Origin of the sequence: Pseudomonas kuykendallii, from assembly GCF_900106975.1 — a bacterium.
Lineage (GTDB): Bacteria > Pseudomonadota > Gammaproteobacteria > Pseudomonadales > Pseudomonadaceae > Pseudomonas_O > Pseudomonas_O kuykendallii.
Genome location: NZ_FNNU01000002.1, coordinates 760787 through 778483, shown reverse-complemented (window position 1 = coordinate 778483; position 17697 = coordinate 760787). Strand labels below are relative to the sequence as shown.

The following is a 17697-nucleotide window of genomic DNA, read 5'->3' as shown; positions in this document are numbered from 1 at the left end:
CCCACGCGGGTAAACTGCGGGCATCGAAACGCGGCAACGCTCATCGCCCGAGTCGCCCTTGCGGCTCCGCACGACGCGCGTTTCGATCTGCCCTGACGACCTGCGCACCCCACGATGGGTGCGAGGCCGACAAAACCCGATTCGAACGCCGACGCGATTCCGCCCCACCGTGTAGGCCGTCCGCTCTGCCCGAGCGCTGTACGGACTCGCTGGCGTCAATGCCGTTTCGCGCCCGTGGATGGCCGGACGGAGAAGGAGAAGTTGCGTGACCCATCCCATCGAAGAAGCCCACTCCCCGCTTGCCCACAGCGAGGAGGAGTTCGAACGACGCCTCGAAGAACTGGTCGAGGCCCGCGTCCCGGAAAACAGCCGCAACCTGCCGTTGTACCGCGAGATGCTGGCCACCGTGCTGCGCATGGCCCAGGCCGACCGCAATCGCTGGGACGCGAAGATCATGCTGCAGACGCTGCGCGAGATGGAGCACGCCTTCGCCACACTCGCGCAGTTCAAGGGCCGCCGCAAAGTCACCGTGTTCGGCTCGGCGCGCACGCCCATCGAGCATCCGCTGTACGCGCTGGCCCGCGAACTGGGCGCGACCCTGGCGCAGCGCGGGCAGATGGTCATCACCGGCGCTGGCGGCGGCATCATGGCGGCCGCCCATGAAGGCGCCGGCCTGGATCACAGCCTGGGGCTGAACATCACGCTGCCGTTCGAACAGCACGCCAACGCGACCGTCGACGGCACCGGGAACCTGCTGTCGTTCCACTTCTTCTTCGTTCGCAAACTATTCTTCATAAAGGAAGCCGATGCCCTGGTGCTCTGCCCGGGCGGCTTCGGCACACTGGACGAAGCGCTGGAAGTGCTGACCCTGATCCAGACCGGGAAAAGCCCGCTGGTCCCGGTGATCCTGCTGGACGAGCCCGCCGGCAGCTACTGGAAGGACGCGTTGCAGTTCATCAGCCGGCAACTGGGCGACAACCGCTACATCCTGCCGGGCGACATGAAGCTGATGCGCCTGGTGAACAACGTGGCGGAAGCGGCGGACGAAATCGACCAGTTCTATCGCAACTTCCACTCCAGCCGCTGGCTGAACAGCCGCTATGTCCTGCGCCTGCGCCATTCACTCAGCGAAGCCGCGCTCGACCGGGTACGCCAGGACTTCACCGACCTCTGCCTGAGCGGCGGCTTCGAGCAACTGCCCTACGACGAGACCGAACAAGATGAACCGGAGCTCAGCCAGCTGACCTGGCTGGTCTTCGCCTTCACCGGCCGCGACCACGGCCGCCTGCGCGAACTGGTGGACTTCGTCAATCGGCAGGAGCACTGGGCGAAACGCTGAGCGTGCCCTTCGCGCCCCGCTAACACCTCCTGCGTTGCCGGCGTTCCGCAAGGACGCCGATTGGCGTTCGCCAGACTTTCAACGTCATTCGCGCGCAGCCCACACGAGCTGCAAGCGTGCTATCCCGCTCGCCCCTTCACGGGACGTCAGTCCTGCCTGCGTGGCATTCCTCCGGCGACATGGCCTAATCGCCCTCGCCGGGCGATCAATCCTGCAGCGAATGCGACTGCGCTAACGGGAACTGGACAGCGACGCGTCGTCCACTTCCGCACGCACCGCCGGTACAGCCGGGGTCGGGGCGAGATCGATGGGTGAGCAGAAGAAATCGTCCGCCATAGCCTCCAGGCCCAGAGGCAGGAACGAGATACCTGTTGAACACCGAGGCCACCCAAGGTGGCAGGCTCAATCGTCCAGGGCGCCGCGTAGCAGCCGGCCGATCATTTCCACGGAGTAACCGCGATAGGCGAGAAACCGCCCTTGCTGGGCGCGCTCACGGGCATCGGCGGGAAGCTGGCCACGGAACTTGCGCTGCCAGACGTCGCGCAGGTTCTCGCTCCAGTCGATGTCCGAGCGCTGCATCGCCTGTTCGATATCGTCGCGCTGCAATCCGCGCTGGCCGAGTTCTTCACGGATGCGCTGCGGTCCGTAACCGGCACGCGCGCGGCTCGAAACGTAGCTTTCCAGGTAGCGGGCTTCGCTGAGCAGGCCGTCTTCGGCCAACCGTTGCAATGCGCTGTCTATGAGTTCGGGAGGGGCGCCGCGCTTGCGCAGCTTTCGGGTCAGCTCGACGCGGCTGTGTTCACGCCGCGCGAGCAGATCCATGGCCGCCCGGCGTACCGCGACCGGTGTGTCGAGGACGACGGGCATGCCGCGACTCAGAGGTCGATGTCGGCCGTTTCGTCGGCCGCGACCGCAGAAGCCTTGCTGTCGGACGGTGCGACCAGCATCTTGTCGCGGATGGCCTTGTCGATGGCGTTGCCGATTTCCGGGTTGTCTTCCAGGAACTTGGCGGCATTGGCCTTGCCCTGACCGATCTTGTTGCCCTGGTAGCTGTACCAGGCGCCGGACTTCTCGACGAAACCGAGCTGCACGCCGAGGTCGATGATCTCGCCGTTGCGGTAGATGCCCTTGCCGTAAAGAATCTGGAACTCGGCCTGGCGGAACGGCGGTGCCACCTTGTTCTTGACGACTTTGACGCGGGTCTCGCTGCCGACCACTTCCTCGCCTTCCTTCACCGCGCCGGTACGGCGGATGTCCAGGCGCACCGAAGCATAGAACTTCAGCGCGTTACCCCCGGTGGTGGTCTCCGGGCTGCCGAACATCACGCCGATCTTCATGCGGATCTGGTTGATGAAGATGACCAGGCAGTTGGCATTCTTGATGTTGCCGGTGACCTTGCGCAGGGCCTGGGACATCAGGCGAGCCTGCAGGCCGACATGGGTATCGCCCATCTCGCCTTCGATTTCGGCCTTCGGCACCAGTGCCGCCACGGAGTCGACGATGATCACGTCGACCGCGTTGGAGCGCACCAGCATGTCGGTGATTTCCAGGGCCTGTTCGCCGGTGTCCGGCTGCGAGACCAGCAGGTCGTCGACGTTGACGCCGAGCTTGCCGGCGTAGTCCGGGTCGAGGGCGTGCTCGGCGTCGACGAACGCGCAGGTCGCGCCCTGCTTCTGGGCTTCGGCGATCACCGATAGGGTCAGGGTGGTCTTGCCGGAGGATTCCGGACCGTAGATCTCGACGATCCGGCCCTTCGGCAGGCCGCCGATGCCGAGCGCGATGTCCAGGCCCAGCGAGCCGGTGGAGATGGCCGGAATGGCCTGGCGATCATGATCGCCCATGCGCATCACGGCGCCCTTGCCGAATTGTTTTTCGATCTGGCCAAGGGCCGCAGCCAGGGCGCGCTTCTTGTTCTCGTCCATTGAAGTCCTCTCGATTCAAGTGGGCCAGAGGCCACGACAACTGTATAAGTAGCCAGTATTAGAGCACAGGGTTGGCCGGTCGCCTACCCCCGCTCGGGATTTTCTCCGGCAGCTAGTCGGATAAGTCCTTCGAGGGCGGCCTGCACGGTGGCGTGGCGAACCTGATCGCGATTTCCAGGGAATTGCCGGCGCTCCGCGAACAGCCGTTCGCCGTCCGCCCAGGCCAGCCACACGGTGCCGACAGGCTTCTCCAGTGAACCGCCGTCCGGGCCGGCGACGCCGCTCACCGCCACGCCGAAACGCGCGCCGCTGCGGCTACAGGCGCCGCGCACCATTGCCTCGACGACCTCGCGACTGACCGCGCCAACCTGCGCGAACAGTCCGGCCGGAACCTTGAGCTGGGCGGTTTTCTGGGTATTGGAATAGGTGACGTAGCCGGCCTCGAACCAGGCGGAGCTACCGGGGATGCGGGTGATGGCTTCGGCGATGCCGCCACCGGTGCAGGATTCCGCGGTGGTGACCTGGGCGGTCAGGGGTTTCAGGCACTCGCCCAGTTGCCGGGCGAGATCGGTAAGGGTGTCCATGGCATTCTCCGCAGGATCGGGCATGCATACCCTACCTCAGCTGCGGCGCCGATTCAGATAAGCCTGCGCTCGCCATGCGCGGGCATTTGACCGGGACAACCTCCTGCTACAACGCGACCCACCATGAAACCGTGGCGCTGTCCGGAATCAGGACAGCACCTCGAGTTCCCGCACGGCGGCAGCCGTCGGCGGGGTGTACAGCGACTGGTTGGCGGCAAGTGCCTTGTACTTCAGCGCCTGGGCTTCTTCATGGCTGGCGCAGACGAAGTAGAAATCGTTGAGATAGAGCCGCCAGAACGGCTGCGTGCCTTCTACTCGTTCGACCCGTACCACCATCTCCACACTCTCCGCTAGACGCCGGAATTGGCGTTCACGCAAATGACCGGAGCGGCGGCGGTGAAGTTCAGCGGAGCCTGCCAGACGGCTTGCAGCTCGTCGGAACGCCATTCAACCTTCGAGCATTTCGCGGATCTTGCTGCCCAGCGCATCCAGCGCAAACGGTTTGGTCATCATCTCCATGCCCTCGGCGAGCAGCCCGCCGCGCACCGAAGTGGACTCCGCGTAGCCGGTGACGAACAGCACCTTGAGTCCGGGCCGCCCTTCCCGGGCGATCTCGGCGAGCTGGCGGCCGTTCATGTCGGGCAGGCCGACGTCGGTGACCAGCAGATCGATCTGCGGCTCGCGCCCGAGCAACGCCAGGCCGGCCTTCGCGTCCGCTGCCTCGAGGTAGCGATAGCCGAGCACGTCGAGCACCTCGGTAATCAGCATGCGCACGCTGGCCTCGTCTTCCACCACCAGTACGGTTTCGCCCAGACCGTAGGGCGCGCGGGGCGATTCGACTTCCAGCGGCAGCTGCTCATCCGGCGCGCGACGCAGGTAGAGCTTCACCGTGGTACCGCGGCCGACTTCGCTGTAGATCCTGACGTGGCCGCCCGACTGCTTGGCGTAGCCGTAGATCATCGACAGCCCCAGCCCGGTGCCCTGCCCCAGCGGCTTGGTGGTGAAGAACGGGTCGAAGGCCTTGGCGAGCACTTCCGCAGACATGCCCGAGCCGGTATCGGACACCGAGATCACCACGTACTCGCCGCTGGATACCGCCTCCAGGCCCGCGGTGTAGGAGTCGTCGAGCACCGTGTTCGCCGTATCGATGCTCAGGTGGCCGCCCGTGGGCATGGCGTCGCGGGCATTGATCGCGAGGTTCACCAGCGCGCTCTCCAACTGGTTGGCATCGCTCAGGGCGTGCCAGAGGTTGTGGTGCAGCGCGGTCTCCAGGCTGATGCGTTCGCCCAGGGTGCGCCTGAGCATGTCGTCGAGGCCCTCGATCAGCAGATTGACGTTGCACGGACGCGTGTCCAGCGATTGCCGGCGAGCGAAGGCCAGCAGGCGGTGGATGAGCGCCGCGGCCCGTTGCGCGGAAGAGGACGCCGCGTCCATGAAGCGCTCGATGCCGTCGCTGCGCTGGGCGTCCAGGCGCCGCTTGAGCATGTCCAGCGAACCGATGATCACGGTCAGCAGGTTGTTGAAGTCGTGCGCGATGCCGCCGGTCAACTGGCCGATCGCCTCCATCTTCTGCGACTGACGCAGCTGTTCCTCGGCGAGATGCAGCGCCTCGGCGCGCGCCTTGTCGACGGTGAAATCGCGTCCCACACCGCTGATCACCCCGTCGCTGAAGACCGCACCCCAGGTGATCCAGCGGTAGCCGCCGTCCTTGTGCAGCAGCTGGCTGTCGACGCCGGAAATGCTCGCGCCGTCCTCGAAGAGGCTCATGTCCTGCCGGGCTCGCTCCCGGTGATCGGGATGCACGAAGTCGAGCGCGTTACGGCCGACGGATTCCTCCATGCTCCAGCCGAGCACCCGCGTCCATGCCGGATTGACGGCGAGCAGCGTTCCGTCCTTCCGGCACAGAGTCATGATGTCGCCGGACAATTGCCAGAGGCGGTTGCGATCGGCGGTGCGCTCCGCGACCTGCTGTTCGAGCGTTTCGTTGAGCCGGGCCAGCGCCTGGGACGTGGTCTTCTGCTCCTCGATGTCGGTGTTGGTGCCGACCCAGCGGATGATCGCGCCCAGCTCGTCGCGAACCGGCAGCGCGCGGGTCAGGTGCCAGCGGTATACGCCATCGCGACGACGCAGGCGGAATTCGGCTTCGTAGGTGTCGCCATTGAGAAACGCTTCCTGCCAGCGCTCGGCCGCCTGCAGCATGTCCGAGGGATGCATGATGTGCCGCCAGCCGTGGCGCTCCAGATCGCCCGGAGTGGCTCCGGTGTAGTCGTAGATGCGCTCATTGAACCAGTCGAGCAGGCCGTTGGGCAGCGCCATCCACACGTGATGCGGCATCGCCTGGGCCAGCGCGCGGAATTGCGCCTCGCTGGCGCGCAGTTCGGTGGCGGCGCTGATCGCCCGATGCGCCGCCGAGGCGAAGCGCGAAAGGCTGGTGAGCAGGCGCAAGTCCTCGGCATCGAACTGACCGTCCGCGTCATGGCGGACCGCCCAGAGCGTGCCGATCGGCTGATGGTCGACATGGAACGGCGTGAGCAGCAGCTCGACGACCGGCGGATCGATCAGCGCGGCGTCCGGGTAGCGCCGGCCCGGATCGCGCAGCAGCAGGCTGGTGTTGCCGTCGATCACCGCGCCGCAGGGGCTGGCGAAACGCGACATCCGCCCGCCCACCCGCGGCGCCCAGCAACCAGCGACGGCGTGCCAGTGGAACCACTCCACGCCCGCAGCGTCCGTCTCGAGAATGCTGACGCCGGCGGAATCCGCCTGGCAGGTCTCGACCACCCGTTCGACCAGCTTCTGCAGAACGGTTGCCGGACTTTCCGCCATGGCGTCCGCCAGTTCCGCCAGGGCACGGTTCTCGCGCTCGAAGTCGGGCACACGGGAGGGGCGCGAGCCAAGAATCCGGATCGCAGAGCCATCCTCGTGTACTGATGAATCGTCCATCACCGTTCCCCTCAATTAGCCATCCATGGGCCTTCAGTACTGGTATAGCCGCTGCGGACGACGCATGCCGACGGCCGCTGGCGTCGCCCTGGATCACTGTATCGGGCGCCGATACAGGCTGAACACCCACCCGCGCCCCGATAATGACGCCGTCCGACGACTGAACGATGAACTGCCCGGCGGGCGCTCACTACAGAATTTTCACCCGCTCATCATCGGCGCTTCACAGCCCCTGCGACAGGATCGCTCCCGACCCATCAGGAGCCTTCCATGAGACTCGTTTCAATCCCGACCCGCCTCTTCCCGTCCGCCTGGGCGATGCTGCTCTGCGGACTGCTCGCCTCGCTGCCGGGCTTCGCCGCCACCACGCCCGGCGAAACGGCCAGCGCCCGCGCGCCAGGCTGGGCGACGCCCCTGAACGGGACGTTCAATCTCTATCGGATGTCTCCCACCCTTTATCGCAGCGCGCTACCGGCGCGCGCCAACCGCCAGCAGCTGGAAAAGCTCGGGGTACGCACGGTGATCAGCTTCATCGAGGACAGCGACGCGCCCTGGCTCGGCGACTCCCGCGTACAGCGGGTGAACATTCCGCTGCACGCGGATCGCGTCGACGATGCCGATGTCATCGAGGTGTTGCGCGCCGTACAGCGCGCCCAGACGAACGGGCCGGTGCTGATCCACTGCAAGCACGGCCGCGACCGCACCGGCCTGATGGCGGCGATGTACCGCCAGGTGGTCCAGGGCTGGAGCAAACAGGCGGCGCTGGATGAAATGCAGCACGGCGGCTTCGGCGACCCGCGACGCATGGAGGATGCCATCGCCTACGTGGAAAGCGCCGACGCTCCGGCGATTCGACGGGCGCTGGTCAATGGCGACTGCAGCACCTCGCCCTTTTCAACCTGCCTGGTACAGGGCTGGCTGCAGCAACGCTTCGAAGCCAGCGCGGACTGACATCGGCCTTTTGCACGGGCGCTGATCTGTACCGCGCGTCGCCCCCTGCACCTGCTGGCACCAGATCGCCCGTGGTAATCTTCGCCATCGCCGCAGCCAGCCGCTGCATTGTCTTCCGGGTGATCCGGCGCCGATCTCCGACCGCGCGCCGCCCTTCCCCAGCAACCCTTCAGAATCCCTAAGTCACTGATGGCAAAGCAAAATAAGGATCTTTCGGCACATACGCCGATGATGCAACAGTACTGGTCGCTGAAAAACCAGCACCCCGACCAACTGATGTTCTATCGCATGGGCGACTTCTACGAGATCTTCTACGAAGACGCGAAGAAGGCCGCCAAGCTGCTCGACATCACCCTCACCGCGCGCGGCCAGTCCGCTGGCCAGGCGATACCGATGTGCGGCATCCCGCATCACTCCGCCGAAGGCTACCTGGCCAAGTTGGTCAAGCTCGGCGAGTCGGTGGTGATCTGCGAGCAGATCGGCGATCCGGCCACCAGCAAGGGCCCGGTGGAACGCCAGGTGGTACGCATCATCACGCCGGGCACCATCAGCGATGAGGCACTGCTCGACGAACGTCGCGACAACCTGCTGATGGCCGTGCTCGGCGACGAGCGTCTGTTCGGCCTGGCGGTGCTGGATATTTCCAGTGGCCGTTTCAGCGTTCAGGAAATCGCCGGCTGGGAAAACCTGCTGGCCGAGCTGGACCGGCTGAACCCGGCCGAGCTGCTGATTCCGGATGACTGGCCGCAGGGTCTGCCCGCCGAGAAACGCCGTGGCTCGCGGCGCCGCGCGCCCTGGGACTTCGACCGCGACTCCGCCTTCAAGAGCCTTTGCCAGCAGTTCGCCACGCAGGACCTGAAGGGCTTCGGCTGCGAAAACCTGACGCTGGCCATCGGCGCCGCCGGCTGCCTGCTCGGCTACGCCAAGGAAACCCAGCGCACCGCCCTGCCGCACCTGCGCAGCCTGCGCCACGAGCGGCTCGACGACACGGTGATCCTCGACGGCGCCAGCCGGCGCAACCTGGAGCTGGACACCAACCTCTCCGGCGGTCGAGACAACACCCTGCAATCGGTGATGGACCGCTGCCAGACCGCGATGGGCAGCCGCCTGCTGACGCGCTGGCTGAACCGTCCATTGCGCGACCGCGCGGTGCTCGAAGCGCGCCAGGATTCCATCACCTGCCTGCTGGAGCGCTATCGGTTCGAGCAGTTGCAACCGCAGCTCAAGGAAATCGGCGACGTCGAACGCATCCTCGCCCGCATCGGCCTGCGCAACGCCCGCCCGCGCGACCTGGCACGCCTGCGGGACGCACTCAGCGCCCTGCCGGAACTGCAGAACGGCTTGCACGACCTGGTCGCCGACCACCTGCTGCAACTGGCACAGAGCATCCGCACCTATCCGGAACTCGCCGACCTGCTGCAACGCGCGATCATCGACAACCCGCCGGCGGTCATCCGCGACGGCGGCGTGCTGAAGAACGGCTACGACGCCGAACTGGACGAGCTGCTGTCGCTCAGCGAGAACGCCGGACAGTTCCTCATGGACCTGGAAACCCGGGAAAAGGCGCGCACCGGGTTGCCCAACCTGAAGGTCGGCTACAACCGCGTGCACGGCTATTTCATCGAGCTGCCGAGCAAGCAGGCCGAATCGGCGCCGGCCGACTACATCCGCCGACAGACGCTCAAGGGCGCCGAGCGCTTCATCACGCCCGAGCTCAAGGCCTTCGAAGACAAGGCGCTGTCGGCCAAGAGCCGCGCGCTGGCCCGCGAGAAGCTGCTCTACGAGGAACTGCTAGAGCTGCTGATCGAACACTTGGCGCCGCTGCAGGACACCGCCGCCGCGCTGGCCGAACTCGACGTGCTGAGCAACTTCGCCGAGCGCTCGCTGAACCTCGACCTGAACCGTCCGCGCTTCGTCGAAGAACCCTGCATGCGCATCGAGCAAGGCCGCCACCCGGTGGTCGAGCAAGTGCTGGAAACGCCCTTCGTCGCCAACGACCTGTCGCTCGACAACGGCACCCGAATGCTGGTGATCACCGGTCCGAATATGGGCGGTAAATCGACCTACATGCGGCAAACGGCGCTGATCGTGCTGCTCGCGCATGTCGGCAGCTTCGTCCCGGCGGCGCGCTGCGAACTGTCGCTGGTGGATCGCATCTTCACCCGCATTGGCTCATCCGACGACCTCGCCGGCGGCCGCTCGACCTTCATGGTCGAGATGAGCGAAACCGCCAACATCCTGCACAACGCCACCGACCGCAGCCTGGTGCTGATGGACGAAGTCGGCCGCGGCACCAGCACCTTCGACGGCCTCTCGCTGGCCTGGGCGGCGGCCGAACACCTGGCCCGGCTACGCGCCTACACGCTCTTCGCCACTCACTACTTCGAGCTGACGGTGCTGCCGGAAAGCGAACCGGTGGTCGCCAACGTCCACCTCAACGCCACCGAGCACAACGAGCGGATCGTCTTCCTCCATCACGTCCTGCCTGGCCCCGCCAGCCAGAGCTATGGCCTGGCGGTCGCGCAGCTGGCGGGTGTCCCCGGCGACGTGATCGGCCGCGCCAAGGAGCATCTTGCGCGCCTCGAAGTCACCAGTCTGCCGCATGAAGCACTGCGCCAGGAGCCCGGAAAACCCCTGGCTCCGGTGCAGAACGACCTGTTCGCCAGCCTGCCGCACCCGATTCTCGATGAGTTGGCGAGGATCAATCCGGACGAGCTGACACCGCGGCATGCTATGCAGCTGTTATATGAATGGAAGCAGCGGCTCTAACGGCAACGCAAGCAAGCTGTTAGAATCCCGCGCGCTTTAGGATTGCCCGGCCCCCGCCTGAGCCGAGGTCATCACTTATCGAGCTGCAACGTCCCAGCAGAGGATCGCAGCCGTAGTCTGAGGAGAGAACCTGAATGACCTTCGTCGTCACCGACAATTGCATCAAATGCAAATACACCGACTGTGTGGAAGTCTGTCCGGTGGACTGCTTTTACGAAGGTCCGAACTTCCTGGTGATCCACCCGGACGAGTGCATCGATTGCGCCCTGTGCGAACCGGAATGTCCGGCGCAGGCGATTTTCTCCGAAGACGAAATACCGGACGGCATGCAGCAGTTCATCGAGCTGAACACCGAACTGGCGGAGATCTGGCCGAACATCACCGAGCGGAAGGAAGCCCTGCCTGACGCAGAGGAATGGGATGGCGTGAAGGACAAGCTCCAGCACCTCGAGCGCTGATCGCCCCGCCATGAAAAAAAGGCCCGCTGACGCGGGCCTTTTTATTGGATCTGGAAAACGCACACTTTCCTCCAGGCAAAAAAAGGGGCGGGTTTGACCCCGCCCACTTTTATCCCTAGTCCCTGCCTGTCCCATCATCATCCTGATGCCTCGCAATCCTGCGAGTGTCCTGGGTCGGCATCCTTACCGACCTGTGCTCTATTTCCCTGAGCACGGCGCGATCATATCCTGCTGCGGGACAACGGCAATCTGCCCAATATCCAGAATCGATCTCGAAAAAAATGCTTTCTTAAAAATAAATCCTTTATAAAACAGATAACTACCGTTTTTCTCTCAGAATATTTCCGCAAAAGACTTAGCGTTTTATCTATTTATGCTTACACCTACGTAAGCAATTACTTACACAGAATCACAAAAAACCCGACTTAACGTCGGGTCTTTGCTACCGCATTCACGCTATTGGAACAGAGAATCGCTGGAGAGACCGTTCTTCTCCAGAATCTCCCGCAGGCGTTTGAGCGCTTCGACCTGAATCTGCCGAACCCGCTCCCTGGTGAGACCGATTTCCTGGCCCACCTCCTCCAGCGTGGAGCTTTCATGGCCACGCAGGCCAAAGCGGCGGACCACCACTTCACGCTGCTTGTCGGTGAGGTCGGACAGCCACTGATCGATGCTTTGCGAAAGGTCATCATCCTGCAGCAGGTCGCACGGATCGGAGGGACGATCGTCGGTGAGGGTTTCGAGCAGGGTCTTGCCGGAATCCGGGCCCAGCGAGACATCTACCGACGTCACCCGCTCGTTGAGGCCGAGCATGCGTTTGACCTCGGACACCGGCTTCTCGAGCAGTCCGGCGATTTCCTCGGCGGAGGGCTCGTGATCGAGCTTCTGCGTCAGCTCACGCGCGGCGCGCAGATAGACGTTCAGTTCCTTGACCACATGGATCGGCAGTCGAATGGTGCGCGTCTGGTTCATGATCGCGCGTTCGATGGTCTGCCGAATCCACCAGGTGGCATAGGTGGAGAAACGGAAACCACGCTCCGGGTCGAACTTCTCCACGGCGCGGATCAAGCCGAGATTACCTTCCTCGATCAGATCCAGCAGGGAAAGACCACGGTTGACGTAGCGACGAGCGATCTTTACCACCAGGCGCAGGTTGCTCTCGATCATGCGCTTGCGCCCCGCGGGGTCGCCGCTTTGCGAGAGGCGCGCGAAATGAACTTCTTCTGCGGGAGTCAGGAGCGGGGAGAAACCGATTTCGTTGAGGTAGAGCTGAGTGGCGTCCAGCGCCCGTGTGTAGTCGATGTACTTATGCTGCTTGGCGGCTGCCGCTTTAGATCTGGTCGGTTTGTCAGGTTCATCGTGTGGTGCCTCATCAAGAACCAGAGCCGATTCCATAAGCAACACATCTTCGTCGACATCAAACCCGGTGGCTTCTTCGTTGAGCGCCATTCTTGTTGTCCTTCTGCTGAGTTCGACAATGAGTTCGGCCACCTTTCCGTGGTGGGCCCGACTCATTCATTTCCGCAGGAGGTATTTACAGATCAGCGGCGCGGCAAATATTGCAGAGGATCGACTGGCTTGCCTTGACGGCGAATCTCGAAGTGGAGCTTCACCCGATCGGTTCCGGTGGATCCCATCTCGGCAACGGTTTGCCCGGCCTTGACCTGCTCTCCCTCCCGCACCAAGAGCCTCCGGTTGTGTCCGTAGGCACTCACATAGGTATCGCTATGTTTGATGATTACCAGTTCGCCGTAACCCCGCAATCCACTGCCGGCGTACACCACAGAGCCATCAGACGCAGCTAAAACAGGCTGGCCCAATTCCCCCGCTATATCAATTCCTTTATTCAAACTACCGTTTGATGAGAATTTACCGATCAAAACGCCATTTGCGGGCCATGCCCAGCCGCTGGGAGAACGGTCCACCGACTGCGTCGGAGTGGTCGCCACGGTCGGCGTGACAGGCCGGGGCGCGGTGGTCGGAGTTCCAGTTACCGGTTGCGGGACGATCAGCACCGGCGCGCTGGGCGTCGGCATCGTGGTCACGACGGGCGTGCTGGCACTGGCGACCGCCGTTGGCGCGGCAGGCTGGCTGGCGCCGTTGCCAAAACGGATCTTCTGACCGGGGCGGATGACATAGGGCGGCGGGATGCCGTTGCGCGCCGCCAACGCCTTCCAGTCCCAGCCATAACGGAAGGCGATGGAGAACAGGGTGTCACCGCGTTGAACGGTGTACTGGCCGCTGGTAACCGGCTGCCGCGAGCTGGCACCGCTCTTGTTGCGATCGACGACCTGCACGCCACTCGAAGACGAGCTGGCGCAACCGCCGAGAAGCGCGCCGATGAGCAAACCACCGAGGATCCACAAGTCACCGCGTTTGAGCTGCCTGTTCGTAGCGCTCACCCGAGGCTCCCAGCGTGAATGTGATAAACGCCCGCCAGCTCACGGCCTTGGAAACGAATCGATACAAATTCGCCGGCAGCAACCACGGGAGCGGAAGAGAGAAGAACTGAGGGCAGACCCGAAGAAATGCCCTGATGTAGCGGAAAAGCGTTATCCATGGATCCTTCCAGAGCGATTCAGGCCAGCGGACCGTTCAACAGCGGAACGAAGCGCACCGCATCCAGTACATGGCGGGAAAAACCGTTGTCCTCGCGGACGATCAGCATCAGTTGCTGAACGTCGCCCGCGCCGACCGGGATCACCAGGCGTCCACCCGGCGCCAGCTGATCCAGCAGCGCCTGGGGCACATCGGCGGCGGCAGCGGTAACGATGATGCCGTTGTAAGGCGCCAGCGCCGGCCAGCCTTCCCAGCCATCCCCCCAGCGAAAGACCACGTTGCGCAATTTGAGTTCGACCAAGCGTTCCTTCGCGCGGTCCTGCAAGGTCTGGATGCGCTCCACCGAGAACACCCGCTCGACCAGTTGGGCGAGCACGGCAGTCTGGTAACCCGAGCCGGTGCCAATCTCCAATACCTTGTCCAGCGGGCCGGCAGCCAGCAGCAGTTCGGTCATGCGGCCGACCATGAACGGCTGGGAGATGGTCTGGTTGTGGCCGATGGGCAGCGCGGTGTCTTCGTAGGCGCGGTGCGCCAGGGCCTCGTCGACGAACAAATGGCGCGGCGTGCGACGGATCACTTCGAGGACATGCGGATTGGACAGCCCTTCCTCGTACAACCGCTGGATCAGCCGGTCGCGGGTGCGCTGGGACGTCATGCCGGTGCCACGATGGATGATGTCGTCGTGTTCGCGCTTCATCGCAGCAAGCCCTCCAGCCAACCGTCGAGCCCCTTGAAAGCCTCATGGAAGGTACGGTCCAGCTGCAACGGCGTGATCGACACGTAGCCTTGCGTCACGGCGTGGAAATCGGTGCCAGGGCCGCCGTCCTCGGCGTCCCCGGAAACCGAGATCCAGTAGCCTTCCTTGCCACGCGGGTTCACCTGCTTCACCGGCGGCTTGGCCCGCGCCCGGTGGCCCAGGCGGGTCAGCTGGATGCCGCGGATCTGCTCCAGCGGCAGGTCCGGAATGTTCACGCTGAGCACGGTACGCGGAGGCAGATCCAGAGTGTGATGCTGCTCCACCAGCCGGCGGGCGATGGAGGCCGCGGCGGGTAGGTTGTCCGGGCGGCGGGAAACCAGCGAGAAGGCGAACGCCGGGCTGCCGGCGAAACGGCCTTCGATGGCCGCGGCCACCGTGCCCGAATAGAGCACGTCGTCGCCCAGGTTGGCGCCCAGGTTGATCCCCGAGACGACCATGTCCGGCGCTTCGGCGAGCAAGCCGTTGAGGCCCAGGTGCACGCAGTCGGTGGGCGAGCCGTTGAGGCCGATGAAGCCGTTGGGCATGACGATGGGATGCAGGGGACGATCGAGGGTCAGCGCGCTGCTGGCGCCGCTCATGTCCTGGATCGGTGCGACCACCGAGCACGCGGCGAAATCCGACAACGCGCCATACAGCGCGGCGAGGCCGGGCGCATAAACCCCGTCGTCGTTGGCGATCAGAATACGCATTAGAGGTCCGTCTGCCCTGCCGGCGAGAGATCGACGATCTCGCGCACCACGGCGGTGGCGAAGCATCCAGCCGGCAGGACGAATTCGAGTTGCAGAATGTCAGGTCGGGGATAATGCCATGCCAGGCCGCCGATGGGGAGGCGCAGGATTCGCCGTTCGTGCGCCATGCCCGCACTGGCCAGCCAATCGCACAGTGCCGCTTCGCGTTGTCCCACGCCATTCTCCAGGGCCTGCACGGCGGCAGCGGCCGGCGATTCGCCCTTGCCCCAGAGCGCGCCGGTGGGATGCAGATCGAGAATCGCCAGACGAGGATCGGCGCACTCGGCCTCACCGGCGGGGAAGAAGCTCCGGCTGTCGGTGAAGGCCAGCAGATCGCCGACCAGCGCCCGATTCCAGCTGCCCGCGGCGACACGCTCGGCCACGACGCGGTTGAACAGGTAGCTGCGCGCCGCCGAAAGCGTCCGCGAGCGCAGGTTGCGCTGTTCCGGCATCTCGCCACGGCGGGCGAATTCCCGGGCACCCGCCAGGTTGCCGCCTTCGTGGCCGAAGCGCTGCAGTCCGAAGTAGTTCGGCACACCCTCGGCGGCGATGCACTGCAGACGCACCTCGAGCGCGTCACGGTCGGCCTCCAGGGCGGTCAGGCGCAGGGTGAAGCCGTTGGCGGCGTGCGCGCCACGCTGCAGTTTGCGCGTGTGGCGTGTCCGCTCGAGGAGGCGCAGGCTGTCGTTTTCCGCAGCGCCGAGGTCGGGATCGGACTTGCCCGGCAGGTGCAGGCTGAACCATTGGCGGGTCAGTGCCTGGCGGTCCTTGAGACCGGCATAGCTGATCATCTTCAGCGGTACGCCGGCGGCCTTGGCGATCCGCCGGGCCGCCTCCTCGGTATTCAGACCGCGCTTTTCCACCCAAAGCCAGAGGTGCTCGCCCTCGCCCGTCAGCGGGATGTCGAGCACCTCGTCGACTTGGAAGTCTTCGGTGGTCTCCTTGAGCAGCGCATGCCCGCAGGGTTCGCCGTGGGCACGCGGCCCGAGCAGTTCGAGTTCGGTCATAGCGGCAGCAACAGCGCCACCGCATGCACGGCGATGCCTTCTTCGCGTCCGACGAAGCCGAGCTTCTCGGTGGTGGTGGCCTTGACGTTGACCTGATCCAGCGCGACCTGCAGGTCTTCGGCGATCAGCGCGCGCATCGTCTCGATATGCGGCGCCATCTTCGGCGCCTGGGCCTCGATGGTTGCGTCGACGTTGCCGACCTTCCAGCCCTTCTCGGCGACCAAGCGCAGCACATGGCGCAGCAGCGCGCGGCTGTCGGCGCCCTTGAATTGCGGATCGGTGTCGGGGAAATGCCGGCCGATGTCACCGAGCGCCACCGCACCGAGCAACGCGTCGCTCAGCGCGTGCAGCAGCACGTCGCCGTCGGAGTGGGCGACGAGCCCGAAACGATGAGGAATGCGCACCCCGCCGAGGGTGATGAAATCGCCCTCGCCGAAGCGGTGCACGTCGTAGCCGTGGCCAATACGCATGGAAAAGTAACCCTGGGAAAGTCAGCCCGTGATTCTAAAGGAAAGCGCGCATGCCAGCGCGGCAGCCTTCCGAAAGCGCGCGCCGGCCCTTCGATGACAGGGTCGCGAAACCGGGCGATGGCTGGCGGAACGCGCATTGGCCGGGAAGATCGTCACCGCGTGACGCGCACCCTCGGTGACCCGACCGGGGCGTCGTTTGCCTTCTCGAGTGTCGACGCGGATGAAGCCCAGGTCGCCGAGATCGGCTTCCAGGTTCAAGGCCGACTGCGGCAATCACGAACCGGGGACGGGCTGCGCGCAGCGAAACCCGTCCCGCCCAGATGACTTACCCCTTCAGGAACTGCGCATGATGGCGCAGGTGATCGTCGATGAAGCTGGCGATGAAGTAGTAGCTGTGGTCGTAACCCGGCTGCAGGCGCAGCTGCAACGGGTGCGACGCCGCCGAGGCCGCCGCCTGCAAGGCTTCCGGCTTGAGCTGGTTGACCAGGAAATCGTCGCGATCGCCCTGGTCGATGAGTATCGGCAGCTTCTGCGTGGCGTCGAGGATCAGCACGCTGGCATCCCACTCGCGCCAGCGCGAACGGTCCTCGCCCAGGTAGTTGGAGAAGGCCTTCTCGCCCCACGGGCAGTTCATCGGGTTGGCGATGGGCGCGAAAGCGGACAGCGACTGGTAGCGGCCGGGGTTCTTCAGCGCACAGACCAGCGCGCCGTGCCCGCCCATGGAGTGTCCGGCGATACCGCGCCTGTCGGAGACCGGGAAGTTGGCCTCGATCAGCGCCGGCAACTCGTCGACCACGTAGTCGTACATCCGGTAGTGCTTCGCCCAGGGCTGCTGGGTGGCGTTGAGGTAGAAGCCGGCACCGAGGCCGAAGTCGTAGGCGCCATTGGCGTCGTCCGCCACGCCTTCGCCGCGCGGGCTGGTGTCCGGGGCGACGATGATCAACCCGAGTTCGGCCGCCAGCCGGTGCGCGCCGGCCTTCTGCATGAAGTTCTCGTCGGTGCAGGTCAGGCCCGAGAGCCAGTAGAGCACCGGCAGCCTGGCGCCCTGCTCGGCCTGCGGCGGCAGGTAGACCGCGAACACCATGTCGCAGTTGAGGCTGGAAGAGCGGTGCTTGTAGCGCTTGTGCCAGCCGCCGAAGCTCTTGTTGCTGGAAACGATTTCGAGGCTCATGACCACTCCGTAGGGTGCGCCATGCGCACCAGGGGGTTAGCG

17 protein-coding genes are annotated in these 17697 nt (G+C 64.7%); 4 read left to right on the top strand and 13 right to left on the bottom strand.

Annotated elements, in window-relative coordinates:
• Positions 1-265: 265 nt before the first annotated feature.
• Positions 266-1339 carry an LOG family protein gene (locus tag BLV15_RS08770; protein WP_407072443.1) on the top strand — a complete coding sequence of 358 codons (1074 nt, stop codon included), beginning with the start codon at positions 266-268 and terminating at the stop codon, positions 1337-1339.
• Between the two features lie 402 nt (positions 1340-1741).
• On the opposite strand, the gene recX is transcribed toward BLV15_RS08770, so the two are convergent.
• From recX to BLV15_RS08745, 5 genes are all read right to left on the bottom strand, one after another.
• On the bottom strand, positions 1742-2206 hold the full coding sequence (recX, locus tag BLV15_RS08765) for a recombination regulator RecX (RefSeq protein ID WP_090226718.1): 465 nt from the start codon (positions 2204-2206) through the stop codon (positions 1742-1744).
• Positions 2207-2214: 8 nt separating this feature from the next.
• A complete protein-coding gene (gene recA, locus BLV15_RS08760) occupies positions 2215-3261 on the bottom strand; it encodes a recombinase RecA (protein ID WP_090226715.1) in 1047 nt (348 codons plus the stop codon).
• Positions 3262-3344: 83 nt separating this feature from the next.
• Positions 3345-3845, bottom strand: coding sequence for a CinA family protein (locus BLV15_RS08755; RefSeq protein WP_090226714.1), 501 nt, complete (start codon positions 3843-3845; stop codon positions 3345-3347).
• A 147-nt stretch (positions 3846-3992) separates the two neighbouring features.
• Positions 3993-4181: a hypothetical protein gene (locus BLV15_RS08750; protein ID WP_090226711.1), complete on the bottom strand. Its 189-nt coding sequence runs from the start codon at positions 4179-4181 to the stop codon at positions 3993-3995.
• A gap of 111 nt (positions 4182-4292) precedes the next feature.
• On the bottom strand, positions 4293-6785 hold the full coding sequence (locus BLV15_RS08745) for a PAS domain-containing protein (protein ID WP_090226708.1): 2493 nt from the start codon (positions 6783-6785) through the stop codon (positions 4293-4295).
• A gap of 270 nt (positions 6786-7055) precedes the next feature.
• On the opposite strand from BLV15_RS08745, the gene BLV15_RS08740 reads away from it, so the two are divergent.
• The 3 genes from BLV15_RS08740 (at position 7056) to fdxA (ending at position 10963) form a co-directional block, all read left to right on the top strand.
• Entirely contained in the window at positions 7056-7736 is a 681-nt protein-coding gene (locus BLV15_RS08740) for a dual specificity protein phosphatase family protein (RefSeq protein WP_245728151.1), read from the top strand.
• Positions 7737-7925: 189 nt separating this feature from the next.
• The gene (gene mutS, locus BLV15_RS08735) at positions 7926-10505 is read left to right on the top strand and encodes a DNA mismatch repair protein MutS (RefSeq protein ID WP_090226706.1); all 2580 of its coding nucleotides are present in this window, start codon (positions 7926-7928) and stop codon (positions 10503-10505) included.
• Between the two features lie 134 nt (positions 10506-10639).
• Positions 10640-10963 (top strand): ferredoxin FdxA, encoded by a 324-nt coding sequence (gene fdxA, locus BLV15_RS08730; protein ID WP_090226703.1) that lies wholly within the window; start codon positions 10640-10642, stop codon positions 10961-10963.
• 456 nt (positions 10964-11419) lie between these two features.
• Here fdxA and rpoS read toward each other — a convergent pair whose 3' ends face one another.
• The 8 genes from rpoS to fghA form a co-directional block, all read right to left on the bottom strand.
• Positions 11420-12412, bottom strand: coding sequence for an RNA polymerase sigma factor RpoS (rpoS, locus tag BLV15_RS08725; RefSeq protein WP_090226701.1), 993 nt, complete (start codon positions 12410-12412; stop codon positions 11420-11422).
• 92 nt (positions 12413-12504) lie between these two features.
• The gene (locus BLV15_RS08720) at positions 12505-13365 is read right to left on the bottom strand and encodes a peptidoglycan DD-metalloendopeptidase family protein (RefSeq protein WP_217632876.1); all 861 of its coding nucleotides are present in this window, start codon (positions 13363-13365) and stop codon (positions 12505-12507) included.
• A 176-nt stretch (positions 13366-13541) separates the two neighbouring features.
• Positions 13542-14177 carry a protein-L-isoaspartate(D-aspartate) O-methyltransferase gene (locus BLV15_RS08715; RefSeq protein ID WP_175534335.1) on the bottom strand — a complete coding sequence of 212 codons (636 nt, stop codon included), beginning with the start codon at positions 14175-14177 and terminating at the stop codon, positions 13542-13544.
• Positions 14178-14215: 38 nt separating this feature from the next.
• Complete coding sequence (surE, locus tag BLV15_RS08710; RefSeq protein ID WP_090226696.1) at positions 14216-14968, bottom strand: 5'/3'-nucleotidase SurE; 753 nt, start codon at positions 14966-14968, stop codon at positions 14216-14218.
• Positions 14968-16014 (bottom strand): tRNA pseudouridine(13) synthase TruD, encoded by a 1047-nt coding sequence (truD, locus tag BLV15_RS08705; protein ID WP_090226693.1) that lies wholly within the window; start codon positions 16012-16014, stop codon positions 14968-14970. Before truD ends, surE begins: the two co-directional genes overlap by 1 nt.
• A complete protein-coding gene (gene ispF / locus BLV15_RS08700) occupies positions 16011-16484 on the bottom strand; it encodes a 2-C-methyl-D-erythritol 2,4-cyclodiphosphate synthase (RefSeq protein ID WP_090226691.1) in 474 nt (157 codons plus the stop codon). The genes truD and ispF overlap by 4 nt, the downstream gene beginning before the upstream one ends.
• 21 nt (positions 16485-16505) lie before the next feature.
• Complete coding sequence (locus BLV15_RS21810; protein WP_139210697.1) at positions 16506-16742, bottom strand: hypothetical protein; 237 nt, start codon at positions 16740-16742, stop codon at positions 16506-16508.
• 67 nt (positions 16743-16809) lie between these two features.
• Complete coding sequence (fghA, locus tag BLV15_RS08695) at positions 16810-17655, bottom strand: S-formylglutathione hydrolase (protein ID WP_090226688.1); 846 nt, start codon at positions 17653-17655, stop codon at positions 16810-16812.
• Positions 17656-17697 lie beyond the last annotated feature (42 nt).